Origin of the sequence: Paenibacillus sp. J23TS9 (assembly GCF_018403225.1) — a bacterium.
Taxonomy (GTDB): Bacteria; Bacillota; Bacilli; order Paenibacillales; family Paenibacillaceae; genus Paenibacillus_AQ.
Genome location: NZ_BOSG01000001.1, coordinates 2,424,993 through 2,448,959, shown reverse-complemented (window position 1 = coordinate 2,448,959; position 23,967 = coordinate 2,424,993). Strand labels below are relative to the sequence as shown.

Here is a 23,967-nt window from a genome sequence, read left to right as displayed (position 1 = left end):
AGGGATCAGGTGAGGAGGAACCATTTTGCAGGATAATGCAATCATAACTGCAACCGAAATCGATAGATTAATCCAATATCTTGAATTTTTCCAGGGGCCTGCCGATACCTTTTGCAGGGAAGTGAATGGCTACACATGTGAAGCAGAGACCATACTTGCATTCCGCAAGGAGCTGTATGATACGGGTTTCCTAATCGTGTTCGATTGGGGTGCATGGATCCGCGAATATGAGATCTATAAGGATATAGACGGGGATATAGAGGAACATATTATGAGTGCTGATCTGGAGACCTTGAGAAAGCTTGTAACCAGCTATATACGAGGTGATCGGTTTATGGAAGGTTTATTTCTTGCTGTCGCGATGAACGGCAAAATTGCTCAAGTTTTAACAAGGCTTCAGCAATTCGCTTACGGAGGAACCGAAGAGAATGAATCGTAATGACAAAGGTGGCTTGCACAGAAATGTATAAAATCGTATTTTTTGATGTAGACGGAACCCTGCTAAGTGAAACGGACAGAAGTATGCCGCTTAGCACCCAACAAGCCATTATTCAGTTGATGGAGCAAGGAATAAAAGTCGTTATTGCGACAGGAAGGCCTTATAATCTGTGCCAAGAGTTTAAATTGATTGGGTTTGATACATTTATATCTGCCAACGGAGCATTGGTGAAATACAATGACCAAACGATCCATAAATCGGTCATTACGGCGGAAACGGTTCAGGGGGTCTCGGCTTTTGCGGAGCTCAATGGACACAGCCTCTCCTATTTTACGGAGCAATACATGATGAACGGCATTGGACATGATAATCAGCGGGTGATCCATACTTTGAAAGAGACATTGTCGATTATCGATTTTCCGGAAAAGATGATTTCAGTCACAGAAGAGATTTACGGAATGTGTTTATACGCCGATGACAGCGAGGCTCAAAAATTCGTAGACAAATTCCCAACACTGAAATTCAAACGCTGGCATAACTATGTGATGAACGTGTATGAGGAATTCGAGGCCACCAAATCATCTGCGATAAAAAAGGTGCTGGAGCATTTCAATTTTAGCAGTTCTGAAGCGGTTGCCTTTGGTGACGGAGGAAATGACATCGATATGCTGGAGTACGTGGGACTTGGAATTGCCATGGGAAACGGGGAGCAAGAGCTTAAAGAGAAAGCAGATTTTGTAACCAAAAAAGCCAGTGAAGACGGAATTTCCTATGCGCTAAAAAAGTTCGGCATTATTTAATGCCAACCCAATGACTGGGGTTCATTCCCGCCATTAATAGATCAAGATGAAAAAACGGTGATTACATCACCGTCTGTTTAATCCTCTTTCTCATCTTCTTCTTGCAGGCAGCGTTCAATAAAATCAAAGAGATTTCTAGCCTCAACAGAACGGTTACCCCAGTCATGCCAAAAATATAACACCTGCCCGTAATTGCCTTCCTCCGTGGGATCTGTATCCAGACAGAGATAGTCACCTGCACCGTTTTCCGCAATCGGAATCCACTTGGCGTTCCAGAGCATCGGCTTAATTCCAGATTCGATATCCTTTTCCATATCATCCGGATCGAATTCTTCCTGTAAAAAAGCCCAGTTGTCCATCACTGCAGCAATCGGCGTCAGTGTCAGATTTCGAACGAAGCTATGTGAACCAGCAGACCAATTCTGTCCGTTATGTACCTTGTAGAAGCTTTTCATTTCTTCGGGCAGCGTCAACCCTAACTTGACCTCAAGGGACGCAAATTCTTCATCCTCAGCCCCCGGCAGCAGGTTAAGAGCATCTTTAAAATCCGCTGTATGTGAAGTACCCTTTTCAAAAATCTGCTGCCATAGCAGCTCAGCTTGGTTGTTCATATGGTGACCTCGCTTCCTTTAAACCTATCATACCGAAAATTCTTCATTTATGCATTATGGCTTCTTGCCAGCAATCCAGGTACACTTGCATTATGGAAGTGAATTCATCAAGAAAGCAGGAGATCCATAATGACCGTTAAACCAATTACAGAAGATGATCTTTTGGCATTGAGCCATTTATATGAAGAGTTGATGGGAATACCGACCAACGAGGAGCGCATGAAAGAAGTATTCAAGTCTGCTGTAGCCAGCGGCAATTATCATATCTTAGGCGCTTTTCATGAAGGAGAGTTAGCCGGTTCACTGATGGGTATTATTTGCCTTGATTTCGTTGGTACGTGCAAACCATTCATGGTAATTGAAAATGTAATCGTGTCCGATCAAATCCGCAGGCAAGGCATCGGGAAGAAGCTGATGGCTGAAATCGAACAGATTGCAAGAGATAAGGGCTGTGCCTATATTATTTTTGTGTCTGGCGAGAAGCGCAAGGAGGCTCATATTTTCTATGAGAAGCTGGGGTACAGGGACGAACAGGTCGAAGGCTTCCGAAAGCATTTATAGACCCACAGGAAGAGAGTAATGTGTGATATGGATTGCTGCGGCCGAGGCATATGAATGGTAACAAAGGGGGAAATCCAATGATTCAATGTCCTTGGTGCGGACAAGAGGTTGAACTGGTGGATCAGGTATGTCCAGAATGCAAAACTGAAGTATTACCGGAACATCTCATGGGTTCCAATGGAGAAACAAATGCTATTGGGGATGTAGAAGCAGATACGGCTGATTTGGATATTGAAACGGTGATTATGAATGAGTTCAAGTGTTCCAAATGCGGGCATGACGAGTGTATCACGGATGAAGTGGCAATGAGCGGTACGGGAATCAGCAAAATTATGGATATCAATTATCATCATTTTCTGTTCGTATCATGCACGCATTGCGGATTTGTAGAAATATATAATCCCGATGTACTGCGTGGATACAAGTCCGGGAAACTCAGCACGGTGATGGATATTTTGTTTGGACGATAGGTTATAAAAAGGAGATTCCTTTTCGTGAAGATCTCTGGGCTGAGTTGGGTGATTACCGGGATTTACCTGTTGAGAGTTCTCTTTTGTTTATGGAAGCACTGCATCAGCGCTTTGTGATTCTACTGAACAGTTTAGATCCGGATGATTTTAAGAAGAAGCTCTGCACTCAGGTGCTGGGGCAAATTACGTTAGAAACAGCACTCCAGCGATTCATATGGCATAGTCGGCATCATATAGCCCAGACCCAGGCATTCATGAGGTCTGATAACGGGCATATGCTTTAATTACTAGGGAGGATTCAAGATGCACCGTATAGACGTCGTTTATTCCTTAATAACCAATGAAGCTAAAACTAAAGTTCTGATGGTGAAGAACAAGGACAATGAGCATTGGACTTTACCAGGTGGCGCGGTAGAAAAGAATGAAACATTAGAAATGGCTGCGGTTAGAGAAGCACAGGAAGAAACAGGACTGGTCATTAGAGTGTTTGGGATCGTAGCTGTGAATGAGCTTTTCATGGAAGAGAAACAGGAGCATGTTGTTTTCTTCACTTTCAGGGCTGAAATAATCAGCGGACATGAGGGAATTATTAGACCTGATGAAATTCTGGAGATCAGTTGGATAAACCTGGAGCAGGCGGATGAGCTAATGCCTTACTATCGAGGAGGGCTATCTGCGGTCGTGAAAAAGAATATAGAAGTGGATTATTTTTATGAAGGAAAAGTATAAAGATTAACTTGATGAAAGTGGGCCCGGCTCTAAAGCCGGGTCTCCTGCGTTTTAGGTGGAAGTAAATTATCCAGTGAGGGCTTATTTTTTTGCTTCAGATATGGGCAGAAATAATAACGAAAATGGCAGATTACTTCCGGGTGCGGGCGACAGCCATATCTCCACTTTTTCCTCTTGGCTTTGTGTACGGTACAGCACGCTGGCGGAATTTTGCGTATCGCTGCTGTGCTTGATATCCACGATGTCCTGATTCACCCTTGCAGAACCGAAATATCTTCCTCCCCGCGGATTAAAGGAAATAACTGTATCTGGGGCTACATGGTTCAAAATAATTTTGTACATTACCCCGTAGTTCCCCGAATTGATAGCTACGCGATTCTGCAACCCATCCATCCCTTCTTGAAAAGGATCGGTCGTATTGTCTGTTAATGGCAGGCGCTCCGCTTCATCCCCAACGATCCCATCGTAATTAAATATCCGGGTTGAATCCGCAAAGGTTCCGCGAACAATAGATTCATGGGGATCCAGATCGGGCAGGGTGGAGATGGCTTCCAGGGGTTCCTGATCCGCGTGAACCATTAACATCGTATATTGAATCGGTGAGTCACTGACAAGATCGGCATTCATGGACACGACATCACCGGGTGCGGCAGCAGTAGAATTTAGCTTATTGAAGAGGATCGTACTTTCACCGGCAGCCAGTTGAAGACTTTGCTGATCATTTTCCGTAATAGTGGACTGCAAGTATCTCGCTCCCGCCAGTCTTCCGGATAATTCCGGATAAGGTGACGGCCCAGCTATACCCTCGTTCTGGATATGGATGGAGGCAGCTGTGTCATTGTTGTTATGGGCTATCAAATAGAACCTGGCTTTCGTGGTCAAGTTATTTTTGTGATGGATCATAAACCGTGTGGGTCCCGAAATCGTGTCCTGATACAGGATACCTTCCGAATTGACGGTTTCCGGTCCGCTGGCCCGAAATAAAATATAAGGCTCTGTTGTGTACTGATAAGGCAGAGATGTATAAGACAATACTGATTTTCCATTGATTTCAAACGTATTCCCGACCGGTGTGAACCGCTTAGCATATTCGTCCTTAGTGTAAAGAATATCTGGTGTAATCTCAATTTGCTTACGGTATTCATTGGACAAGCCACGCTGATCAGTCACTTCCAGTTTGATCTCGACGATGCCGGCTTCAAAAAAGGCAGAATCATTGTTCTCCCACTTTCGATTCACGATGGCGTCCTCATCGTCAGTACTCTTATCCGTGATGGAAACCGGCTCCCCAATCCTGTATTGATCCTTATCTGTTGTAAAATAGGCTTTTGGCGCTTCATTATTCTTTGCAGTAGAGGACGAGGCTGATCCCGGAGTCAAGAAATTCAGGAGTATCTGATTCCCCTGCAGGGTATATGGAATTTGAAAGGCCGCGATAAGTGAGGTTAACGGAACCATAAGGACACCATGATCAGCATAGGCGGCTCCCTTCATGACTTGCGGATCTCCATTTACTTGATAGGTATTCGAATTCACCAGATATGCAGCCTTGATACCGCGGTCATTCACCCGCGTTTCTTTCGTTTGGGCACTATAGCTTACCGTATACCCCAAACTTTCGGATAATGAGCGGAGGCTGACATAAGTTACTCCTTTTTTCACGGTCGTGATACGACTCAGTGAATAAGAACTGCCATTATGGAGCAATTGGCTGCTGTTTAAATAAATAACGGTCACAGTAGTTGGATCTTTGAGCTCCTGCTTGTCCATAGCGGATTCGGCATTTGCCGGTAATGTCACTTGAAACGGAGCCATAAGGATGAACATGAGGAAAATAGCTTTTTTTAACTTCATTAGATTGTAAACTCCTTTATCCATATCGATATTTCAAATCAAAAATCTTCTCGACGTCGCGGCAGATATTTTACCTCACGGCAATAATCACTGCACCCATGACGATAACACCTGCTCCGATCCAGCGGTTAAGTGGAATGGATTCTCCGAAGATATACCATGCTGCAAAAATACCGATGGCGTACGCCAAGCTTTGTAAGGGATACGCCAGGCTTAACGGCAAACGGGATAAGACCAAAAACCATAATCCTGTAGCGATGGCATACAATGCTAAGCCTAATAGAATCAGCGGGGAGAACACCACGGATAATAGACTGCTGACATGCAGGCCACCCCGCGCCTGCAATCCCATTTTCCAGATGATTTGTCCAGCAACAAGCAGCATAATATTAAGAAGAAGCATGAAGTAAGCCATATTTAGCTGATCACCTCCATGGAAGCTTCCTTCTTTGCTGCTGTTTGCCCGATGCCGACCTGCATTTCCAGCTTCTGGATACGCTGTTCCTGTAACCCCAAGGTCTGGGTCAGCACAACGACACGGTATGTCAGCGAGGAAACAGCCATCGTTAAATGCAGCAGGATAAACAGCATGGACACAACACTCAGAAGATAGAGGAGTGAAGGTGCGTAGAAAATATGAATTTGTGCCGCGATATCGTTCAAGAGAGATGGGAACAGCGACAAGATCATCATGACTGCACTTAATAAAAGCCAAAGCAATGCATATTGCTCCCTTAACTTGCGCTTGCGAATTAAGTATAGGATCGTTCCGGCAAAACCGAGGCTAATACAAAAGCTGAAAAAGTAAATGTTAAGATTCATAACGATTTTCCCACGCTCTCTTTTTCAGGGTCTTCATGAGAAGGACGGAAATAATTACTTTGCTCATATAATAAACGGACTTTATTGCCGAGATGCTGGATACGCCGCCCTGACGCTCGTTCATGACGACCGGGATTTCAGTGAACGAAAGCTCCCGGTTATACAGCAGCATCAGCGCCTCAACTTCGGGATAGTCGGTTGGATACTCGCGGGCAAACAAGGTAATGGCTCTTCTGCTGCATAACCGGTAACCCGATGTGGGATCCGTAATCTTTTGTCCCGTAAGACGACTGAGAAGGGTGGACAGAAGGTCAATACCGATTTTGCGCGCGAAGGTCGATTGGAAGCCTGCTTTGGTAATAAAGCGCGAACCGACCACCATGTCAGTATGGATGTCCATCATTACGGATAGCAGGCGGCCCAAGTCCTGGGGATTATGCTGGCCATCGCCATCAATTTGCACGGCATAATCGTAGTGATGTTCTGCCGCATAGCGGTAACCCGTCTGTACGGCACCTCCAATACCCAGATTGCAAGTCAAATCAATCACGCTGGCTCCGGCTTTTTTGGCGATCATGCTGGTCGCATCGGTGGAGCCGTCATTAATAACGAGCACATCTGCATAGGGTGTATCACGGCGCAGCTGTTCAATAACATGTGTAATGCCCTCGGCTTCATTGTAGGCTGGAATAATGACGAGTACAGTGGGTGAATTCGGTTTATTTTCTGGTACATTCAGCATAGTTCGCTACTCCTTCCTGCGGATCATTTGTGCCGCTCTTAGTTACCTTCTGCCATACCCAGCTGAGTATAGCGATTCCGGTGATGGTGTCCATGATGATGATGATCGGCATCGCGGTATAGTTATAGCGATACTCTGGTACGAAAGCCAGCCGGGTTAACGTCATGATGATCAAGATCAGGGTAAGCAGCGCAATGGACTGCCGCCATCTCCGGATGTGTGCGACCAAGGCAACTGGACAAAAATAGACGAGTGCCAGATGCAGCTCGCTGCCCAGCGGACTCGGCAACACAGGATACAATGGACTATGACCGCTGCCAAAATACATATTGGCGTATATGTATTTGAGTTTTCCGACGGTATACCATTTGGTAAACTGCCAGGTATGCTCCGTAAAACCAATCCTTAACCGCTCCTTGGCTACTTCCATCTGGGTTTTTCCATGGCGGTCAACCAGACCGTCTTCATAATTTTTGTCTGGATACGTTCCTGCCTGGAAAGGATTGACCTGCGTAGAGGCAATGACAACCTCATGCAGAGTAACGGCATTGCGAATCACCCATGGTGAAAGTACAATTCCCGTCCCAATGCAGGTGAATAACAGCAATCGCAGGGTAAGTTTTTTTTCTTTTTTCCAGAAGTAGTGGAAAGCATAGACCGGCAAGATCAGAATGAGAAATTCGGACCGGGTGAGTACCAGAAGACCCATGAGAGCTCCACCCAGCAGAGCGGAGATGTTCGTTTTTTTCTCAAATACAAGCAGTTGAACAAAGATATACAGCATGAGAAAAAAGGTAGCGAGCGTCTCGGTAAGAACCGCACCATTGCTCCAAATGAATGGAGGATATACGCTGCAAACCAGCAGGACGATCAGGGAGGCAGTCTGACCTGTAACCTTCCTGGAGACCTTATAAATCATCCATAGGGTGACTAGACTAATAATCAGTTGGATGTAACGGATGTATGGAAACGGATCATGCTTATGATAATCGACCAACGTGTATACAGCCGCCATAAATAGCGGATAACCTGGAGTGACCTGGGCATTCGGTGTGGAGTCCTTGTAGGCGTAAATCCCCTTTTCCAGCAGCTGCCGCACCATGGTATCGTAGTTTAAGGTGTCATGGGATATGTGGTGGTTGACCGTCATTAAAAAATCCAATCTTAAATATACGGCCAAACCGAATATAAGAATTATGAACGTAATCAGCAGCGGTTTTTTATAAGTGAAAACCCTGGAGGTATTAATATACATATGCGAATTATGCTCCTTCCTGGACAAGTGAATCAGTAATATGGTTGTTCTTAATGCTTTTAAGATTACTAGAGACTTCTTAACGCAAGTCTACCCAAATCCTTAACAAACGCTTAAAAATATCGGTATAATTGCTTTCATATAAAAGGGGATTGACGATATAAAACACAAAAAAACCTCCATAACGATGGAGGTAGGGGTAGTAATTCTATGAAACCGAGGGGAAGCGGGTCTCGAAGCACGTCTGATTGGCTGAACTCTGCACGGAGATCCGTCCTCCATGAACTTCAATAATACTCTTGGTGATAGCAAGCCCGAGTCCTGTGCCGCCTGTTTCCTTTGATCTGGACTGTTCGACACGATAAAACCGGTCAAATATATAAGGAAGATCTTTTTCGGGAATGGGATCTCCATAATTGCAGATCTGTATGGCAATTTGCCCATCATTCTCTTCGTGAATGTATATATCGATATATTTGCCCCGACTACCGTATTTAATAGCATTGGATAACAGATTCTCAAAAGCGCGGACAAGCTGATCTCCGTCGGCGCGGATCCGCAGCAGGTGCTCAGGAGCATGGATTTGAATAGCCATACCTGTGGGCTCTAGACTGGGAACGAACTCATCGGAGAGCTGGCGGAAGAAGTCGGTGATATCCAGATCACTGAGATGAAGAGGCATCCCGTTGTTGATACGGGTGTATTCAAACAAATCATCGATAAGCTTTTTGAGGCTCAAAGACTTCTCGTAGGCAATGTTCATATAGTATCGAAGCTCCACCTCGTCGGTATAACGGTCCTTATCGATGATTTCCAAAAAACCGAGTATGGAGGTCAGCGGGGTTCGAAGATCATGGGATACCCCTGTAATCAGATCATTTTTCGTTTTTTCTGCGTTCCTTTCTTCTTGTATGGAATGGTTTAGCTGTGCGCTCATCAAATTAATACTGTCCGCAATCTTGCCTAGCTCGTGGTTTTCTCTGACACTGATATCATAATCAAAATGGCCTTTGGCGATTTCGTTTAAGCCGTGGTTGATCTCCTGCAGGTAGCTATGGATCTGTTCGGATAAGCTGTTGATGTTGGTCGCGATTGTACCTAATTCATCCGCGTATTTCACGCTGGCTGAAGCATTTAATTGTCCATCTGCCATATCCTGCAGAACTCCGGAAAGTTCATTCGCATAACGGACGATGGGTCTACTGCCCACAATATATAGAAGGAGAAAGAACGCTGTCGCCGTAACAAGGAGCAAGGGTTTTGAACCGATATGATTGATCATCCATATAAAAGGCATATTAAAAAGAGGTTGCTCCAACATGTAGGTGACGAACAGTCGGCTGAGCAATACGAACAGAAACGTGAGTGCAGTACATAGGATGAAGATGATCAGAAACTTCCAACGGATTGCGATATACAGCTTGGTTTTCATCAACAGCTAGACCTCCTTCACTGACTTCATTTTATAACCGATCCCCCATACGGTCCTAATGTAGTAGGGTTTCTGGGTATCCTTCTCGATTTTCTCCCGGAGCTTGCGGATATGGACCATGACTGTATTTTTGGATTCCATAAACGGCTCATTCCACACCTCCTGATAAATTTTATCCATACTCAGCACAATTCCCTGATTAACGGCAAGGAGCTTTAAAATGTCAAATTCACGGGGAGTAAGCTTGACCTCTTGTTCACTTACCGTTACGGTGTGGGTCGCCGTGTTGATGACCAGATCGTCAATGGCAATAACATCTTCAGCTGCGAGGTCCCGGTAATTTAACAGCTTGTATCTGCGCAGCTGCGATTTAACCCGGGCGACTAATTCTAAAGGATTAAACGGTTTGGAAACATAATCATCAGCTCCGATGCTGAGACCCGAAATTTTGTCGATATCCTGGCTTTTAGCAGACAGCATGATGATCGGCGTATTGTTTTTCTCACGAATTTTCATACATGCCTGGATCCCGTCCATCTGGGGCATCATGACATCAAGAATAATCAAATCAATATCGAAGTTGCGTAGTGAATCAAGCGCCTCGAAACCGTTTGAGGCCTTGTAGAGAAGGTATCCTTCATTCTTTAAATATATTTCAATGAGTTCTATAATCTCTTTCTCATCATCAACGAGCAGAATCGTTTCTTTGGTCATGCCGGAAAACACCTCTTTATATAATTTTGGAACTGGTAGAATTCCTATCAATAGATAGTAACGAATACATCTTAATATTATTATCATTAATATCTTAACTTTAACTTAATTTTTTCCTTATGGCGACATAGAATTAGGATAAGCATTCAAAGGCTTTTTATGCATAAATGGGAAGGAAATGCTTGCAGTTTTTCATGAGCGACAGACATTTTGCTGATTGCAGTCTGTGATGCACTTGGGAAAAATATACTGTACAATACAAAGGGAAAAGAGCAATATACGAGATTCTAAATTTGATAGATATAATCAATTGCGTTTTAATTTAAAGAGGAGGGAACTCATGGAGTATCATGATCCTTTTTATCAGCTGTTTCAATTAAACGAATTGGGATTTAAAATCATTAGCTTGTTGCTTATACTTGTTATTGTAATCGGTATCATTATTTTATTTATTTATCGCAACCGGATATCCGGCAAGAAGATGATGTTTTTTGGTGCGGAGCTCATTCTGCTTGGATTCATGTTCAATGTTATTCTGGATTTTAAATTTCAGATGCCAATTCTGAGTTTTATTACGATTCTGCTGGGGACGCTGGTAAGTCTGATGGGCATGGTGAAAAAAGATTAAGGTTGTCTGAACTGGCATAAGGAATACCTACAATCTGAGAGAGTGGTGACTATTTTGAAGGGAATAGATACGATCCATCAATTGATAGAGGGCTGGGTTGCAGCAAAGAAAATACCCGGGGCTGTCGTGGATATTCAGGTAAAAAACAAAATGAAATGGCAAGCGGCATACGGGACAGCGTCGCTGGACACGATCTTCGATGCAGCCTCACTGACCAAAGTTGTCGTGGCGCTGCCGGCAATCATGATGCTCGTCCAGTCATCAAAACTGTCGCTGCAAGATCCGGTTCAAAAATATATTCCTGAGTTTCGCCATGCCGAAGTTACGATTGAGCATTGTCTAAGACATATATCAGGTCTGCCTTCCGTACTTCCGGATTTCAGAGAACGTTACAGTAAAAGCGATATTAAGCAGCTGATTATGGCACAGGAGCTGGAATTCAGCCCCGGTGAACGCGTGCAGTACAGTGACTTGGGATTGGTTCTTATCGGCTGGATTATTTCCCGGTTGACGAAAAAGCCTTTGGATGAATTTGCCCGGGAAGCGATATTTATGCCGCTTGGCATGACAGATAGTTATTTTAATCCGCCTGCAAATCTGCATGAACGGATAGCTCCGACGGAGTGGGATGGCAATAAGTATCTTATTGGTGAGGTACATGATGAAACATGTTACCGTCTTGGAGGAGTGGCAGGCAGCGCGGGATTATTTGCAACGGCCGAAGATATATCGAAATATGCAAAATCGTGGCTTTATCCTGAGCAGTACTCATTATGGACCAGAGCTTCGGTAGATGCCTGCACCCAATCCGCTTTTCATGGACGAGGTATTGGCTGGCAGGTACAGGACAGTCCGGAAGGAATACTTTCATGTGGCCCTCATTGGCCGATGGGCAGCTTTGGACATACAGGATATACAGGTACGAGTATCTGGATCAATCCAGTAGATGAAGTGACTATCGTGTTCCTGACGAATGCGGTCCATTTAGGCAGGGATCATGTGCTGAAGGATTTGCGGCCTATTCTGCATGAAGCGGTATTAGATATTCGCGTGGATTAGTGAAAAGGTATAGATAAATCGAGCATTCAATTGGTGGTGAGATCTTTGGAAATTGACGAATCGATCACGGTGGTCCCTTATGACGAACATTGGGCGGATGTATTCACAAATGAAAAGACTGCACTTCTGAATATCTTCGGTACTGATGCCGTAGAAATCGAACATTTCGGCAGCACCTCGGTCAGAGGCATGGTTGCCAAACCGATCATTGATATATTGATTGGCGTTTCTTCACTTGAACTGGATGAATCAATACTCCGCCAGCTGCAGCAGCGTAACTATGAGAGCTTTGGGGAAGCGGGTGTAGAAGGGCGGTTATATTTTCGTAAACGCGCGGAACACTCCTTCAATTTGGCCGTTGTAATTTTCCAAGGGGAACAGTGGGTCAACAATATTCAAATTCGTGATTACCTCAGAACCCATCCTCAAGTGGCAGAACAATATTCGATGCATAAACGTGAGTCCATTCAAAAGGGAATAACTACATTACTGGCTTACTCCGACGAAAAGGCGGAATTTGTGCAAAGTGTATTGAGGCAGGCTAAAAAATACAGCCAGGAAAGCTAGGAGCAGGTCATTTGGAATTGCCCTATTACATTGGAAAATATAAATGTTTAACTTATAAGGAGGTTTTTATTTTATGATGTCTATCAAATTGCCTAAAGAACAAAAAATAGAGCTGGCCCAAAGTGTTCAGGCTTATTTTGAAGAGGAACGTTCCGAAAGCATCGGACAGCTGGGAGCGGAGCAATTAATCGATTTTATGATCAGTGAGCTCGGACCCTATATTTATAACCAGGCGATCGAAGATACAAGAGCATTAATTACCGAAAAAATGGCTCAAATCGACGATGAACTGTACACCCTTGAGAAGCCGATTCAAAACTTAAGAAGATAGACCTGACAGGAGTTGAACAGCGACATGATCAGGCGCGGAGGTTCATGAAGCATTTTCTGAGGGGATACGAAAGGCAACATTCGATTCACGCAGATTCATTACAGCATATGGAGTTATTTCTGAGACTGCGCGAAATTATCGTTTACGTAGGAATGTATCGGAGCTTTGATTTTTCGAGCCTCAATGATTGGACGCAGAAATACATACAAGAGAGCCGAAATAGGCTGGAAGCAGGGACTCCGATCGTTCAAAATCTGTTGTAGCAGGTGATAGCCTTTGAATCGAAACAACCACAAAATCATAAACGTTCTCGTATGGATTTTTTTTACCGGATACAGTGCCTGCTTGCTATATTGGATGTTTCGGGGATTTGGCCGAACCGCTCACCCCGAAATCAGTTATAATCTGGTTCCGTTCAATACTATTTTCAGTTATATGTTTAACGTGAATCAGCATAACATTGGAACGACGATCATTAACTTAGCCGGTAATGTCGGGGTTTTTCTTCCATTCGGATTGGTGTTACCCTATCTCTTCAAAAAATTAACAAGGTACAGCGTGTTTTTTGTTTGGTTTACCGGCTCTATCATTATTCTGGAGATCATGCAGACCGTACTCAAGGTAGGTACAGGTGATATTGATGATGTCATATTAAATGTTATCGGTGCTTCTGCGGGTTATGTTGTGTATCGGTTATTTTTCCTGGAAAAATCAAATTACTTCATGTGAAAATGCCAACCTGGAGGAGATCGAGTGAAGCACAGAGGTTCCGAATTTTATGATGATGCGTTGATTTTCAAAAGGTATTTGGATCGAAGAAGCTGGACTGAAAATGCCAACGATACCATGGAAAAGCCGATTATACTTCAGTTGATTGGCAATGTGTCCGGACTGAGAATTCTGGATTTGGGATGCGGGGATGCCTCATTCGGTAATGAGCTTCTCGATGCAGGAGCTGTTTCGTATACCGGAATTGAAGGCTCGGCGAATATGGTAGAAGAAGCGAAGAAGACAATACGAAGATCGAAAACCGAGATTATATATACTGCAATTGAGGATTGGGATTTTCCGGATTCGCATTTTGATATGGTCATTTCCAGGCTTGTTCTGCATTACATAGAGGATGTTGAAGCGATTTTTAAAAAGGTATATCGATCCCTGATGGCCGGTGGTAGATTTGTTTTCTCCGTTGAGCATCCCGTGATGACATCCTCCTATGGACTTCCAAGAGAGGAAGGCATGAAGCAGAATTGGATCGTCGACCAGTATTTCCATACGGGAATTCGTAAGCAGGAGTGGCTTGGTGGAACAGCGGTAAAATACCACAGAACGATTGAGGATACCTATTCGGCGCTCCAACATGCGGGCTTTAATATAACCAGCCTTAGAGAATCCAGGCCCGATGAAGCGAACTTCCAGCATAACGAAACTTACGAGCGGCGCATGAGAATTCCTTTGTTTTTGTTTTTCAGCGCCCAGAAAATATAGAGACGGTGATCTATACGTTAAAAATATTAAACCTTTTATTGAGATTTATTTTGGAGCTTATTTTATTGTTTTCCTTATGTTATTGGGGATTGCATGTGCAATTGGGCGTATTCATGCAGATTGTTCTGGGTATCGGTTTACCAATCCTTGCAGCAGTCGCCTGGGGGTTATTCATATCACCGAAAGCCCCGGTTCGCGTTCCATTATTTGTTGTGCTTTTCATTGAAGCTATTTTGTTCGCAGCGGCTGTTCTGTGTTTCATCGGTTCTGGCTTCGTAACCTTTGCCGTGATTTTTGGGGTCTTGGCCGTCGTCAACCGTTTTATCATTTTGAAATGGAAGCAGCAAGGTTTCGACACTTAACTAAAGGATGTGTTCATAGATGTTATTCCCGGTATCGTATTCTACGTTATCTGATCAAGCTATTAATGATTATTTGAAAAAACAATATCATCTGAACAATAATACTCGTACTAGCTACCTCTTAAGAGGCATGAATGATACTTATCTCGTGACGACACCGGAAAAGAAATATGTATTCAGAGTATACCGCGGTGACTGGAGGGGAAGCGAGTCTGAGGTTGCTTTTGAATTGGAGCTGCTTCATCATTTGGACCAGAACGGCATTTCTGTATCGCTTCCGATTCCGGATCAGCAGGGCAATCTTATTCAAAAACTTCAAGCTCCGGAAGGAACTCGCTATGCGGTACTCTTTACCTTTGCGGAGGGAACTGAAAAAGGTATCGATACGGAGGAAATCAGTGAACGGTTTGGTCAAGCTGTTGCCGAGATTCATCTGAAAAGTGATTCTTTCCATACGACCAGCAGCAGACAAGAACTGACCCTGGATTATTTGATACATCAAACGCTGGAAGCCGTTCAACCGCATATGCAGCATCGCCCAGAGGATTTTCAGGAACTTAAACAAATTGCAGCAAGACTTGAAAATAGTCTTCGTGAACATGAGCTGAATACCTTGGACTGGGGCATCTGTCACGGGGATCTGCATGGAAATACGAATGTCAGCTACATGGATGATTTGACGATGACACATTATGATTTTGATTTATGCGGTTACGGCTGGCGCGCTTATGATATTGCTGAATTCAGGCTCGCCCGGGAAGTAAGATTAGGACATGACCCTGCTCAGCTGGATCTGCTGTGGAGTGCTTTTATCAAGGGATATCAATCCATCAGAGCACTAAGCGAAAATGATCTTCAGTCAGTGCCGGTATTTGTGGCAATTCGCCAATTATGGCTCTTTGGCTTATGCCTTAAAGATCCACATATCCACGGCAGCATTGATTATGGCGACGATTATATCGATGATAAGCTGCACTTTTTTAGAAACTTATCCATATTCCAAGAAGACATCAGCGTGACTCAGTCCTAAAAAAGAGCGGCTTCATGGACAATGACATTCATCATCTGATGGTGAAGGAGATTGGAGTAATAAAAGAGCGGTCATTGCCGCTCTTTTTCTTATAATGAAGCATATTTTTACAGTCTTTATCCAGTTAAAGCATTCCCCTTATTTGGAACGGAAGGTATAATTATGAAGTGGTGATCATGAGGGAAAGTATGCATCAGCAGAATGAGAGCAGCAATTATACGTCTTATTTCTGAGACTTATGTAGTAAGGGAGGTAATTATGATGAACGAAGGTAGGATTTTAGGAATTGCATATAATGTTATTCCGGTTTCTGATATGGAGCGTTCCGCAGCGTGGTATGTGAAGCATTTCGGATTCAATATCCGCAATCAGAGAGAAGGCTACTTAAGTTTGTTCCGGGGGAATCGCCCGATATTGGATCTGATCCAAAGCGATAACAATTCAAGAGCAACCTTTGAAGTGAATAACCAAAAGAGATGGGTCATCACATTCTTTACGGATGATATTGAATCCCTGCATAGCGATTTGAATTCGGAGAATGTAAAGGTCGGAAATATAGCGGATGAAGGCAAATATGGCAAGTTTTTTGTGCTGGAAGATCCGGATGGTAATTTGTTTGATGTATGGGAGCATCATGACTGCGAGCTTGTTTTCTGAAAAAGGCAGTCCGTTGTTCGCTGAATCTCAATTTGGAGGGGAATAACCATGATTCGTTTATGCAGCCGCCAAGACCAACAAGTGATTTATGAGATTATCAATGACGCATCGCAAGCTTACAAAGGAATTATCCCGGAAGATCGCTATCATGAGCCCTATATGCCAGCTGAAGAATTAATGGGGGAAATGGAGGATGGCGTTGTATTTTGGGGATATGAAGAAGATGGCGAAATCGTTGGTGTGATGGGAATCCAGGATAAAGGGGACGTATCCTTGATCAGACATGCGTATGTAAGGACCCGGCAGCGTAACGGTGGCATCGGAACCAAGCTGCTTCATCATCTTATCTCGCAATCGGATAGGCCTGTCCTCATAGGAACCTGGGGATCAGCGGAGTGGGCAATCCGATTTTATGTAAAGAATGGGTTCCGATTGGTGTCCAAGGAAGAGAAGGAAATACTGCTGCGTCAATATTGGAACGTACCGGAACGTCAGATCGAGACCTCCGTCGTGTTATGCGATGATCGCTGGTAATTAGCCCGCTGTCTGGTTATGAAAAAACATTAAAGGATGAAGTCTGATGCGTATAAATGAGATATTTGATTCTACTCCTTTAATGGAGACGTCGCGCTTATTATTACGGAAATTGAGCGTGGAGGATGCTGAAGAATATTTCTCATTAGCATCCAATCCATTGGCGGCAAAACATACGATATGGAATGCTCACATCACCATTGAAGATTCCATTTCTTATTTATCCGGGCTCCAGGCAAAAATGGACCATGGTCAGGCTTTTCACTGGGGGATCATCGACAAGGCGACCGGTACATTCATTGGGCGTGTCGGATTTATTCATTTTGATACACTGCACAGACTATCAGAGGTCGGATTTGCGCTTCATTGTGACTGGTGGGGGCAAGGCATCATGTCAGAAGCTGCATTGCCAATGATCCGCTACGGATTTGAAGAATTAGGACTTAACCGGATTGAAGGACGCTGTAATGCGGATAATTTGGCTTCGGAACGGGTTTTGCTTAAAATAGGTATGACCTTTGAAGGGATATTAAGACGCCAGCTGAAGATCAAGGATGAATTTATCGACCAGAAGATGTATGCGATTCTGAATAGTGACTTTAATGAGCTGCAAGACGGTGCACTAGGCCGCATCAAAGGGATTTAACATATCCGCAGGCATTTATGGAGTAATGTATGTTGTGAAAATTGGATCGAGGTGTTCAATGATACTTGAAGTTGCTATTTTACAAGTAATCCCGGGAGAAGAACAGAATTTTGAGAAGAGCTTTGCGCAGGCATCAGCGATCATCTCCGGTATGAAAGGCTACATCCAGCATGAACTACACAAGTGCATGGAGGAAGCCAATAAATACATCCTGCTCGTCAAATGGGAGACGCTTACAGATCACACGGTAGGTTTTAGAGAATCGCCTGAATACCAGGAATGGAAAGCACTGCTGCATCATTATTATGATCCGTTTCCGACGGTTGAGCATTATGAGCTCTTATACAAAAGTGCCTGATTTCTAAGAAATAACATAAATAAAACCAAGAGGTAGATCCATATGATTGCATTTACGATTTGTTTTATAAAAAAGGGTGACCGGATCCTTCTTCTCAATCGCAACAAGTCAAGCTGGATGGGCATGTGGAATGGTGTGGGCGGAAAACTGGAGCCGGGGGAGACTCCGAGAGAGTCCATGTTAAGAGAAATAATGGAAGGGACGGGTATTGTTCCTGGACGTCTGCATTTCAAAGGCTTGGTTACGTGGTTAACCGATTCCAGAAAAACAGGCGGTATGTATACCTACATGGCAGAGCTGCCTGAAGAATTTCATTATCCGACTCCGATCCAGACAGACGAAGGTATTTTGGACTGGAAAGAGCTTGAATGGATTTTGCATCCGGATAACCGGGGTATTGTATATAACATTCCAAAGAGCCTTGAAAAAATCCTGTTTGATGAACATTGCTATGATCATACCTGCACCTACCAAAATGGGGAATTGGTACGGCATGATTCCGTTCGTATAGAGCCGGATATCGAAAATATCACAGATACAAAACTGCTTGAAGAACGTATCCTAGATAGAACTCACATTTAGAACAACAAAAATGGAGGGTGCATGAAACTTTACCATTTTAGCGAGGAAGAGAATATCGGAATATTTCATCCTCGGATTGTATATACGAGGCATGACGGGATCTCAGAGGAAGACGAGATTCGATTTTTTGGACATACATCATCTAACAGTGTCTTAACACTGGAAACCGGCTGGTACAGGAGTATCATGGGAACCACATTGTACCGATATGAGCTTCCGCTGGAAACCTTTGAGCTGTTTGATGAGACAGCTGGTTATTTTATTTCCAGGGAAATGGTAAAACCTGTCGAAAGAACCGAGATTCGGAATTCTTTGCAGCACTTAATGAATTTAGGCATTGATGTCCGGTTTACGCCAGATCTTAACCCGTTACGGGAAGCTATTCTCCATTCATCAGTCAAGGACTTCGGCATTCACAGATTTGAGCATGCTATTTCACCTGATTACTAAAGAGAAGAAGTGGCCTACTGCTGCTTCTTTTACTTTGCTCTGCAAAAATAACAACAATAAAGGTAGAAAAGCGAAGTAACTGAATCCAATATATCGAGAATTGGACTGAGCATATACGCTATATTATCAATAACGGGATATCTGATTGTCCTGCCATGGGAAGGGAGTGTTGCTTATCGTTAAACGGCAAGTGTTTTGCTAACCCAAAAGTTAAAGCGCTTTAATTATAAAGGGGAAGGGGTAAAAAAATGAGGACTAGGAATAAAAGCAGAACTGCCTGGAGCAAGACGGCCTTATTGTTAACCGCTCTCGCTCTGCTTGCCTGGCCATTTCAAGGAAACATATACGCGAATGGAACGGGGAATCTCCAGAGTGGAGCCATAAGCAAAAGCGCTGCAGTTCTGGCTGAATGGATGTTTAAGGACAAGGGTGAGCAAGGGGTTCACATGGCTACCGGTGGGAAATACCAATCCTCGTCCGTTCTGCAAAATGTGGGCGGTACCTTTGAATACTATGATGATGAAGCACATGATCTGAGCTATCAAGGCTGGGATCCGGAGGAAGGTCAGAAATACTGGCTGGCAACCTTATCAACGGCTGGATACAGTCAAATTAAGCTTTCCTCTGAGCAAAGCTCATCCGGGTCCGGTCCGAATGAATTCAAGATTCAGACGAGTACGGATCTCTCCAATTGGACGGATGTGCCGAACGGTAACGTGAAAATGAATACCGCATCGAGCTATGACTGCCCTAAGCAGTCTTGCAAATTGAAGAATCTCGCCCTGCCATTAGCAGATGATAAGGAGCTTCTGTTCATCCGCTGGATAGTGAGTGCCAATAAGGCTACCAATACGGACGAAAATCCATCCGGCATTGGAGGAGGGGGATCCAGCCGCATCCGCATTATTCAGGTAACAGGTGAGCCTATTAAAGGAAAACAGCCTATACATCCAACGCTGGATTTGACCCACAGCCCCCTGGATCAGGCAGAAAAAGCATCAGCTGCTGATCCGCTGAAGATCAAGTTTAGCAAAAAGGTGAATCTAGCAGATGAGCAGGACATCCGTGTAACGGATGAACAGGGGCAACCAGCACCTGGTCTCAAATTTGAAATCACCGACGGAAATCTGCTGCAGATTCAGCATACCCCCCTGACATACAGTACGAAATATAAAGTTTTCATCGGCAAGTCAGCCATCAAAGGGGATGACGGAATTTTGCTGGCGCGCGATCTTACCTGGAGCTTTACTGTGCAGGATTCCCCGACGATGCCGAAGCTGATCAATATGACGTTTAACGGAGATCCGAAAACCAGTCTCGCTTTTGCCTGGTATACGGACATCAAGACCGAGACAAAAATTCAGTTGATAGAAGCTTCCCGCATGCAGGAAAAGGAATTTTTGGCTGCTGCTGCAAAGGAATACAGCGGCTCCGCTGAAGAAATTTCAACCTACATGACGAAGGAAGACAGAACTACCGGCAGTAAAACGAAATTTTACAGTCATAAGGTGACGGCGGACCGGCTAATACCAGGAACTACATATAAGTACCGCGTGGGCAATGGAACGGAGTGGAGCGCAGTCGGCTCCTTTACCACCGATACAGAAAAGTCACAGCCATATCGATTTATCGTAGGCTCGGACTCGCAGGCTTCCAATAAAGCAGAGTTTGAACCTTGGGCAGATACGTTCAAGAAAGCGAATAATCATATTGGCAGTCCCAAATTCCTCATTAATTCAGGAGATTTGGTCGATAACGGTGACTTAGAGGAGCAGTGGCAGTGGCTGTTGGGCGTAGCCCAAGATCAGCTGCTCAATGTGCCTTTTGTACCGGTGCTGGGCGGACATGAGGTCTCGGATTGGGACGGAGATGAAACGACGCCCAACAATAATTTCTATAATCATTTCAACCTGCCGCGCAACGTGGTCAAGGCGACTCACGACGGGTCCGTGTATTCTTTTGAATATGGGGATGCGCTGTACATGGTCTTTAATTCGGAGTTTGACGGCAAGCTGAAGGAAGACGGCTCAGTAGATTGGGATGATGACAAGCATGAGCAGTTCTGGAATCAAGTGGATTGGATGCGTAATACAGTAGCAAAAAGCGATGCCAAGTGGAAATTCGTCACCTTCCATAAGTCGCCATATGCAGCTGGAGATAATTCGGCCCAATGGGAAGATCAGCGTATACAATTCTATAAAAAGAACTTGATTCCGTTATTTGATGAGCTTGGCATCGATATGGTATTCGAAGCGCATGACCATATGTATATGAGATCGTTCCAGATGTATGGGGATAAAGTGGTTGATCCCAAGGATTTGCAAAAGGACGTGGAAGGTAACGTTATAGATCCTAAAGGAACGGTCTATCTCATGTCCAATGCGCTTGGCAACAAGTTCTATTACAAGAACAACCAGTATAAAGCCGGCGCCGATGGTGAACCGGAAGAGATCATCGGTGCGGACGGCAAGCCAGTTCCGTATGATGATTATTTTGCAGCCATTGACGAGCAGCCTGAGAAGAAAATGTTCACCGATGTCTCCATCTCGGATCAGGTATTGAAGTTTGATGCCATGACAGCAGCAGTCGCGGATGAAGGCAAAGCTGGTTATAGTAAAGACGGACTTGGCGTATATGATCATTACGGTATTAAGCGGACTGACACTAAACCAGCACCTGTGGAGCAAGCCGCGGTGGAGGTGAAAGACGGCAAAGCGATCGTCACATGGAAAGCACCTTCATCCGGGAAAGAACGGGTCAGAGGTTTCCGTATTTATGAGAAGGACGATAAAATCAGCAAATACTGGAGCAAGTATGTACCGGTTCAATCGGGCAATGATCAATACAGTCTCACCATTGACAATCTTGATCCTGCGATTCAGTACCATCTGGTCATCCGTGCCGTTGGTGTAAGAGATAATTCGGATAAAGTAGAGGTGGGTACCCAAAGCATTGCTTCAGGAAATGAACCGCCATCTGCTCCATCGGAGCTGGAAGGCAAGGGTATGACTCCATTCCAGATCAACTTGTCCTGGAACGCATCGAGCGGTTTGCAGCCGGCAGGCTACCATGTATATCGTGATGGTCATTTGGCCGGTACAGCGGAAGGCACCGCTTTCCAGGATATCGGGTTACAGCCGGAAACCGTGTATCAATATACGGTCAAGGCTTTCGGCACAAACGGATCAGAATCACGTTCTACGGCTGTAATCGCTGCAAAGACAAAAGCGTCTTTCCTGGGCAGCGGAGCTGTAAAGCCATTCCCGCAGCATACGGCTTACGCGGCTGGTTCGATCAAACCGAATCATCAGAGTGAGACTCAAATCGATGCGACGGTAACCCGCCTCTATAACGAATGGAAGAAAAAATATTTGAAGTCGAATCCGTATCTGAAGTCATCGGACCCGTCACAGTATTATGTGTGGTATGCCGATGGAGACTGGTTCGAAAAAGAGCATGATGATGCTCTCGATATAGATTATGATGCAACTACCGTCTCTGAAGCACATGGTTATGGGATGCTGATTACGGCATACATGGCAGGTCAAGATCCTCAGGCCAAATCGTATTTTGACGGACTGTATCGCTATTTCAGAGCCCATCCTAGCAGCATCAACCCGGACCTCATGGCTTGGAAACAGGGTGACACTGGCAAGGACATCGTAGATGTGGATGGGGTGGATTCCGCGACGGACGGAGATATGGATATCGCATACGCCCTGCTGTTGGCGGACAGTCAATGGGGAAGCAGCGGTAAGATTAATTATTTGGCAGAAGCCAAAAAAGTGATTCAAGCCATTATGAAAAATGATGTTAATCATACCGAGTGGACATTAAAGCTGGCTGACTGGGCAGAGGATAACGATGTAAAATACGGCAGTGCGACGCGTCCCTCTGATTTTATGCTGCAGCACCTCAAGGATTTCATGCAGGTTTCCGGTGATCGCAATTGGGAGCTTGTCATTGACAAGACCTACGAGGTAAGCCGTGAACTCTTCACGAAGTTCAGTCCGAAAGCAGGTTTGCTTCCTGATTTTGTGGTGAAGAAGAACGGAAGCTATGCTCCTGCTGATCCAGAGTTTCTAGAAGCTGAAACCGATGGAGATTACAGCTATAATTCATCCCGCACACCATGGCGGATCGGGACGGATGCTTTAATAACAGGAGATGGGCGGGCAAAAGAACAGCTGAATACGCTGACAGGTTGGATTCGTAAGACAACCAAGGATGATCCCTCGAAGATTCTTGCGGGCTATAAGCTGGACGGTTCTGCACCGCTTGAGGATTATCCGGATCTGTCCTTTACTGCTCCATTGATGGTTGGGGCGATGCTCGATTCCTCCAATCAATCCTGGCTAAACCGTTTATGGGATTATAATGCGGCTGTTTCAACAGAGGAAGATGTATATTTCGGCAATACGCTTCGGCTGCTGAGTATGATTGTCGTGTCCGGTAATTGGTGGTCACCTACCCTTACAGATACGCAAGCTCCGGTTCAACCGACATTAGAGAAATCTGAAGCAGTATCCGGTACGTCTATCCAGTTGAAGTGGACACCATCATCGGATCTCATGGGGGTTGCAGGCTACAAGGTATACCGGAATAATACCGTTATTACTGAAACGAAGGACCTCCAGTTTAAAGATACGGGTTTGACTCCAGACACATCCTATTCATATTTTGTGGCTGCTTATGATGCGGCCGGCAATCTGTCACCGATGAGCAATATCAGAATCGTGAAGACAAGCGCAAAGGCCGATGGTACGACACAATAAAATGTGATTGAAAAAGCCCTGGCTTATCCAGGGCTCTTTTTCATGAGGGAAGATGGATTTAACAATCAAGA

At 44.5% G+C, this 23,967-nt stretch carries 29 protein-coding genes; 21 read left to right on the top strand and 8 right to left on the bottom strand.

The window, feature by feature from the left end; translation table 11 throughout:
- Positions 1-25 precede the first annotated feature (25 nt).
- Together KJS65_RS11465 and KJS65_RS11460 are read left to right on the top strand one after the other, a co-directional pair.
- A complete protein-coding gene (locus tag KJS65_RS11465; RefSeq protein WP_213649934.1) occupies positions 26-439 on the top strand; it encodes a DUF6508 domain-containing protein in 414 nt (137 codons plus the stop codon).
- A 23-nt stretch (positions 440-462) separates the two neighbouring features.
- Positions 463-1,239 carry a Cof-type HAD-IIB family hydrolase gene (locus KJS65_RS11460; protein WP_213649933.1) on the top strand — a complete coding sequence of 259 codons (777 nt, stop codon included), beginning with the start codon at positions 463-465 and terminating at the stop codon, positions 1,237-1,239.
- Positions 1,240-1,316: 77 nt separating this feature from the next.
- Here KJS65_RS11460 and KJS65_RS11455 read toward each other — a convergent pair whose 3' ends face one another.
- Positions 1,317-1,850: an SMI1/KNR4 family protein gene (locus KJS65_RS11455; RefSeq protein WP_213649932.1), complete on the bottom strand. Its 534-nt coding sequence runs from the start codon at positions 1,848-1,850 to the stop codon at positions 1,317-1,319.
- Positions 1,851-1,979: 129 nt separating this feature from the next.
- Between KJS65_RS11455 and KJS65_RS11450 the strand changes: the two genes are divergently transcribed.
- The 4 genes from KJS65_RS11450 to KJS65_RS11435 all read left to right on the top strand — a co-directional run bounded on the left by KJS65_RS11450 (position 1,980) and on the right by KJS65_RS11435 (position 3,610).
- Positions 1,980-2,411: a GNAT family N-acetyltransferase gene (locus KJS65_RS11450; RefSeq protein ID WP_244864492.1), complete on the top strand. Its 432-nt coding sequence runs from the start codon at positions 1,980-1,982 to the stop codon at positions 2,409-2,411.
- A gap of 77 nt (positions 2,412-2,488) precedes the next feature.
- Entirely contained in the window at positions 2,489-2,881 is a 393-nt protein-coding gene (locus tag KJS65_RS11445) for a zinc ribbon domain-containing protein (RefSeq protein ID WP_213649931.1), read from the top strand.
- A 44-nt stretch (positions 2,882-2,925) separates the two neighbouring features.
- On the top strand, positions 2,926-3,165 hold the full coding sequence (locus KJS65_RS30270) for a DinB family protein (protein ID WP_374706152.1): 240 nt from the start codon (positions 2,926-2,928) through the stop codon (positions 3,163-3,165).
- Between the two features lie 19 nt (positions 3,166-3,184).
- On the top strand, positions 3,185-3,610 hold the full coding sequence (locus KJS65_RS11435; protein WP_213649930.1) for an NUDIX hydrolase: 426 nt from the start codon (positions 3,185-3,187) through the stop codon (positions 3,608-3,610).
- 81 nt (positions 3,611-3,691) lie between these two features.
- Here the strand turns inward: KJS65_RS11435 and KJS65_RS11430 are convergent, their stop codons facing one another.
- The 7 genes from KJS65_RS11430 to KJS65_RS11400 form a co-directional block, all read right to left on the bottom strand.
- Positions 3,692-5,464, bottom strand: a complete 1,773-nt coding sequence (locus KJS65_RS11430; protein ID WP_213649929.1) for a stalk domain-containing protein — start codon at positions 5,462-5,464, stop codon at positions 3,692-3,694.
- A gap of 70 nt (positions 5,465-5,534) precedes the next feature.
- Positions 5,535-5,879, bottom strand: a complete 345-nt coding sequence (locus KJS65_RS11425; RefSeq protein ID WP_213649928.1) for an EamA family transporter — start codon at positions 5,877-5,879, stop codon at positions 5,535-5,537.
- 2 nt (positions 5,880-5,881) lie between these two features.
- Positions 5,882-6,286, bottom strand: a complete 405-nt coding sequence (locus KJS65_RS11420; protein WP_213649927.1) for a DUF2304 domain-containing protein — start codon at positions 6,284-6,286, stop codon at positions 5,882-5,884.
- A complete protein-coding gene (locus KJS65_RS11415; RefSeq protein ID WP_213649926.1) occupies positions 6,276-7,028 on the bottom strand; it encodes a glycosyltransferase family 2 protein in 753 nt (250 codons plus the stop codon). The genes KJS65_RS11420 and KJS65_RS11415 overlap by 11 nt, the downstream gene beginning before the upstream one ends.
- Complete coding sequence (locus KJS65_RS11410; RefSeq protein WP_213649925.1) at positions 7,006-8,283, bottom strand: glycosyltransferase family 39 protein; 1,278 nt, start codon at positions 8,281-8,283, stop codon at positions 7,006-7,008. The genes KJS65_RS11415 and KJS65_RS11410 overlap by 23 nt, the downstream gene beginning before the upstream one ends.
- A 208-nt stretch (positions 8,284-8,491) precedes the next feature.
- A complete protein-coding gene (locus KJS65_RS11405; protein ID WP_213649924.1) occupies positions 8,492-9,715 on the bottom strand; it encodes a sensor histidine kinase in 1,224 nt (407 codons plus the stop codon).
- A 6-nt stretch (positions 9,716-9,721) separates the two neighbouring features.
- Positions 9,722-10,429, bottom strand: coding sequence for a response regulator transcription factor (locus KJS65_RS11400; protein WP_213649923.1), 708 nt, complete (start codon positions 10,427-10,429; stop codon positions 9,722-9,724).
- Between the two features lie 340 nt (positions 10,430-10,769).
- Between KJS65_RS11400 and KJS65_RS11395 the strand changes: the two genes are divergently transcribed.
- The 15 genes from KJS65_RS11395 to KJS65_RS11325 all read left to right on the top strand — a co-directional run bounded on the left by KJS65_RS11395 (position 10,770) and on the right by KJS65_RS11325 (position 23,896).
- On the top strand, positions 10,770-11,057 hold the full coding sequence (locus KJS65_RS11395; RefSeq protein ID WP_213649922.1) for a hypothetical protein: 288 nt from the start codon (positions 10,770-10,772) through the stop codon (positions 11,055-11,057).
- 54 nt (positions 11,058-11,111) lie between these two features.
- Complete coding sequence (locus tag KJS65_RS11390) at positions 11,112-12,116, top strand: serine hydrolase domain-containing protein (protein ID WP_213649921.1); 1,005 nt, start codon at positions 11,112-11,114, stop codon at positions 12,114-12,116.
- Between the two features lie 45 nt (positions 12,117-12,161).
- On the top strand, positions 12,162-12,683 hold the full coding sequence (locus tag KJS65_RS11385; RefSeq protein ID WP_213649920.1) for a GrpB family protein: 522 nt from the start codon (positions 12,162-12,164) through the stop codon (positions 12,681-12,683).
- 73 nt (positions 12,684-12,756) lie between these two features.
- A complete protein-coding gene (locus KJS65_RS11380; protein WP_213649919.1) occupies positions 12,757-13,014 on the top strand; it encodes a DUF2164 domain-containing protein in 258 nt (85 codons plus the stop codon).
- A 276-nt stretch (positions 13,015-13,290) separates the two neighbouring features.
- Positions 13,291-13,743, top strand: coding sequence for a VanZ family protein (locus KJS65_RS11375; RefSeq protein ID WP_213649918.1), 453 nt, complete (start codon positions 13,291-13,293; stop codon positions 13,741-13,743).
- Between the two features lie 24 nt (positions 13,744-13,767).
- Entirely contained in the window at positions 13,768-14,502 is a 735-nt protein-coding gene (locus KJS65_RS11370) for a class I SAM-dependent DNA methyltransferase (protein WP_213649917.1), read from the top strand.
- Positions 14,503-14,507: 5 nt separating this feature from the next.
- Positions 14,508-14,864, top strand: coding sequence for a YrdB family protein (locus KJS65_RS11365; protein WP_280531313.1), 357 nt, complete (start codon positions 14,508-14,510; stop codon positions 14,862-14,864).
- Between the two features lie 130 nt (positions 14,865-14,994).
- Positions 14,995-15,894, top strand: a complete 900-nt coding sequence (locus KJS65_RS11360; RefSeq protein WP_244864490.1) for a homoserine kinase — start codon at positions 14,995-14,997, stop codon at positions 15,892-15,894.
- Positions 15,895-16,152: 258 nt separating this feature from the next.
- On the top strand, positions 16,153-16,551 hold the full coding sequence (locus tag KJS65_RS11355; RefSeq protein ID WP_244864489.1) for a VOC family protein: 399 nt from the start codon (positions 16,153-16,155) through the stop codon (positions 16,549-16,551).
- 48 nt (positions 16,552-16,599) lie between these two features.
- Positions 16,600-17,085: a GNAT family N-acetyltransferase gene (locus KJS65_RS11350; protein WP_213649915.1), complete on the top strand. Its 486-nt coding sequence runs from the start codon at positions 16,600-16,602 to the stop codon at positions 17,083-17,085.
- A gap of 46 nt (positions 17,086-17,131) precedes the next feature.
- On the top strand, positions 17,132-17,731 hold the full coding sequence (locus KJS65_RS11345; protein WP_213649914.1) for a GNAT family N-acetyltransferase: 600 nt from the start codon (positions 17,132-17,134) through the stop codon (positions 17,729-17,731).
- 58 nt (positions 17,732-17,789) lie between these two features.
- Positions 17,790-18,089, top strand: coding sequence for an antibiotic biosynthesis monooxygenase family protein (locus tag KJS65_RS11340; protein ID WP_213649913.1), 300 nt, complete (start codon positions 17,790-17,792; stop codon positions 18,087-18,089).
- A 42-nt stretch (positions 18,090-18,131) separates the two neighbouring features.
- Positions 18,132-18,671: an NUDIX hydrolase gene (locus KJS65_RS11335; protein WP_213649912.1), complete on the top strand. Its 540-nt coding sequence runs from the start codon at positions 18,132-18,134 to the stop codon at positions 18,669-18,671.
- A 21-nt stretch (positions 18,672-18,692) separates the two neighbouring features.
- Positions 18,693-19,121 (top strand): DUF6886 family protein, encoded by a 429-nt coding sequence (locus KJS65_RS11330; protein WP_213649911.1) that lies wholly within the window; start codon positions 18,693-18,695, stop codon positions 19,119-19,121.
- 248 nt (positions 19,122-19,369) lie between these two features.
- Complete coding sequence (locus tag KJS65_RS11325) at positions 19,370-23,896, top strand: glycosyl hydrolase family 8 (protein ID WP_244864488.1); 4,527 nt, start codon at positions 19,370-19,372, stop codon at positions 23,894-23,896.
- Positions 23,897-23,967 lie beyond the last annotated feature (71 nt).

Coding starts and splice junctions, on each gene's coding strand:
- KJS65_RS11425 (WP_213649928.1), bottom strand. CDS start 5,879: ATGGCTTACTTCATGCTTCTTCTTAATATTATGCTGCTTGTTGCTGGA.
- KJS65_RS11415 (WP_213649926.1), bottom strand. CDS start 7,028: ATGCTGAATGTACCAGAAAATAAACCGAATTCACCCACTGTACTCGTC.
- KJS65_RS11455 (WP_213649932.1), bottom strand. CDS start 1,850: ATGAACAACCAAGCTGAGCTGCTATGGCAGCAGATTTTTGAAAAGGGT.
- KJS65_RS11355 (WP_244864489.1), top strand. CDS start 16,153: ATGATGAACGAAGGTAGGATTTTAGGAATTGCATATAATGTTATTCCG.
- KJS65_RS11360 (WP_244864490.1), top strand. CDS start 14,995: ATGAATGATACTTATCTCGTGACGACACCGGAAAAGAAATATGTATTC.
- KJS65_RS11340 (WP_213649913.1), top strand. CDS start 17,790: ATGATACTTGAAGTTGCTATTTTACAAGTAATCCCGGGAGAAGAACAG.
- KJS65_RS11420 (WP_213649927.1), bottom strand. CDS start 6,286: ATGAATCTTAACATTTACTTTTTCAGCTTTTGTATTAGCCTCGGTTTT.
- KJS65_RS11380 (WP_213649919.1), top strand. CDS start 12,757: ATGATGTCTATCAAATTGCCTAAAGAACAAAAAATAGAGCTGGCCCAA.
- KJS65_RS11400 (WP_213649923.1), bottom strand. CDS start 10,429: ATGACCAAAGAAACGATTCTGCTCGTTGATGATGAGAAAGAGATTATA.
- KJS65_RS11325 (WP_244864488.1), top strand. CDS start 19,370: ATGAGGACTAGGAATAAAAGCAGAACTGCCTGGAGCAAGACGGCCTTA.
- KJS65_RS11460 (WP_213649933.1), top strand. CDS start 463: ATGTATAAAATCGTATTTTTTGATGTAGACGGAACCCTGCTAAGTGAA.
- KJS65_RS11445 (WP_213649931.1), top strand. CDS start 2,489: ATGATTCAATGTCCTTGGTGCGGACAAGAGGTTGAACTGGTGGATCAG.
- KJS65_RS11330 (WP_213649911.1), top strand. CDS start 18,693: ATGAAACTTTACCATTTTAGCGAGGAAGAGAATATCGGAATATTTCAT.
- KJS65_RS11410 (WP_213649925.1), bottom strand. CDS start 8,283: ATGTATATTAATACCTCCAGGGTTTTCACTTATAAAAAACCGCTGCTG.
- KJS65_RS11350 (WP_213649915.1), top strand. CDS start 16,600: ATGATTCGTTTATGCAGCCGCCAAGACCAACAAGTGATTTATGAGATT.
- KJS65_RS11435 (WP_213649930.1), top strand. CDS start 3,185: ATGCACCGTATAGACGTCGTTTATTCCTTAATAACCAATGAAGCTAAA.
- KJS65_RS11345 (WP_213649914.1), top strand. CDS start 17,132: ATGCGTATAAATGAGATATTTGATTCTACTCCTTTAATGGAGACGTCG.
- KJS65_RS11450 (WP_244864492.1), top strand. CDS start 1,980: ATGACCGTTAAACCAATTACAGAAGATGATCTTTTGGCATTGAGCCAT.
- KJS65_RS11430 (WP_213649929.1), bottom strand. CDS start 5,464: ATGAAGTTAAAAAAAGCTATTTTCCTCATGTTCATCCTTATGGCTCCG.
- KJS65_RS11405 (WP_213649924.1), bottom strand. CDS start 9,715: ATGAAAACCAAGCTGTATATCGCAATCCGTTGGAAGTTTCTGATCATC.
- KJS65_RS11335 (WP_213649912.1), top strand. CDS start 18,132: ATGATTGCATTTACGATTTGTTTTATAAAAAAGGGTGACCGGATCCTT.
- KJS65_RS11395 (WP_213649922.1), top strand. CDS start 10,770: ATGGAGTATCATGATCCTTTTTATCAGCTGTTTCAATTAAACGAATTG.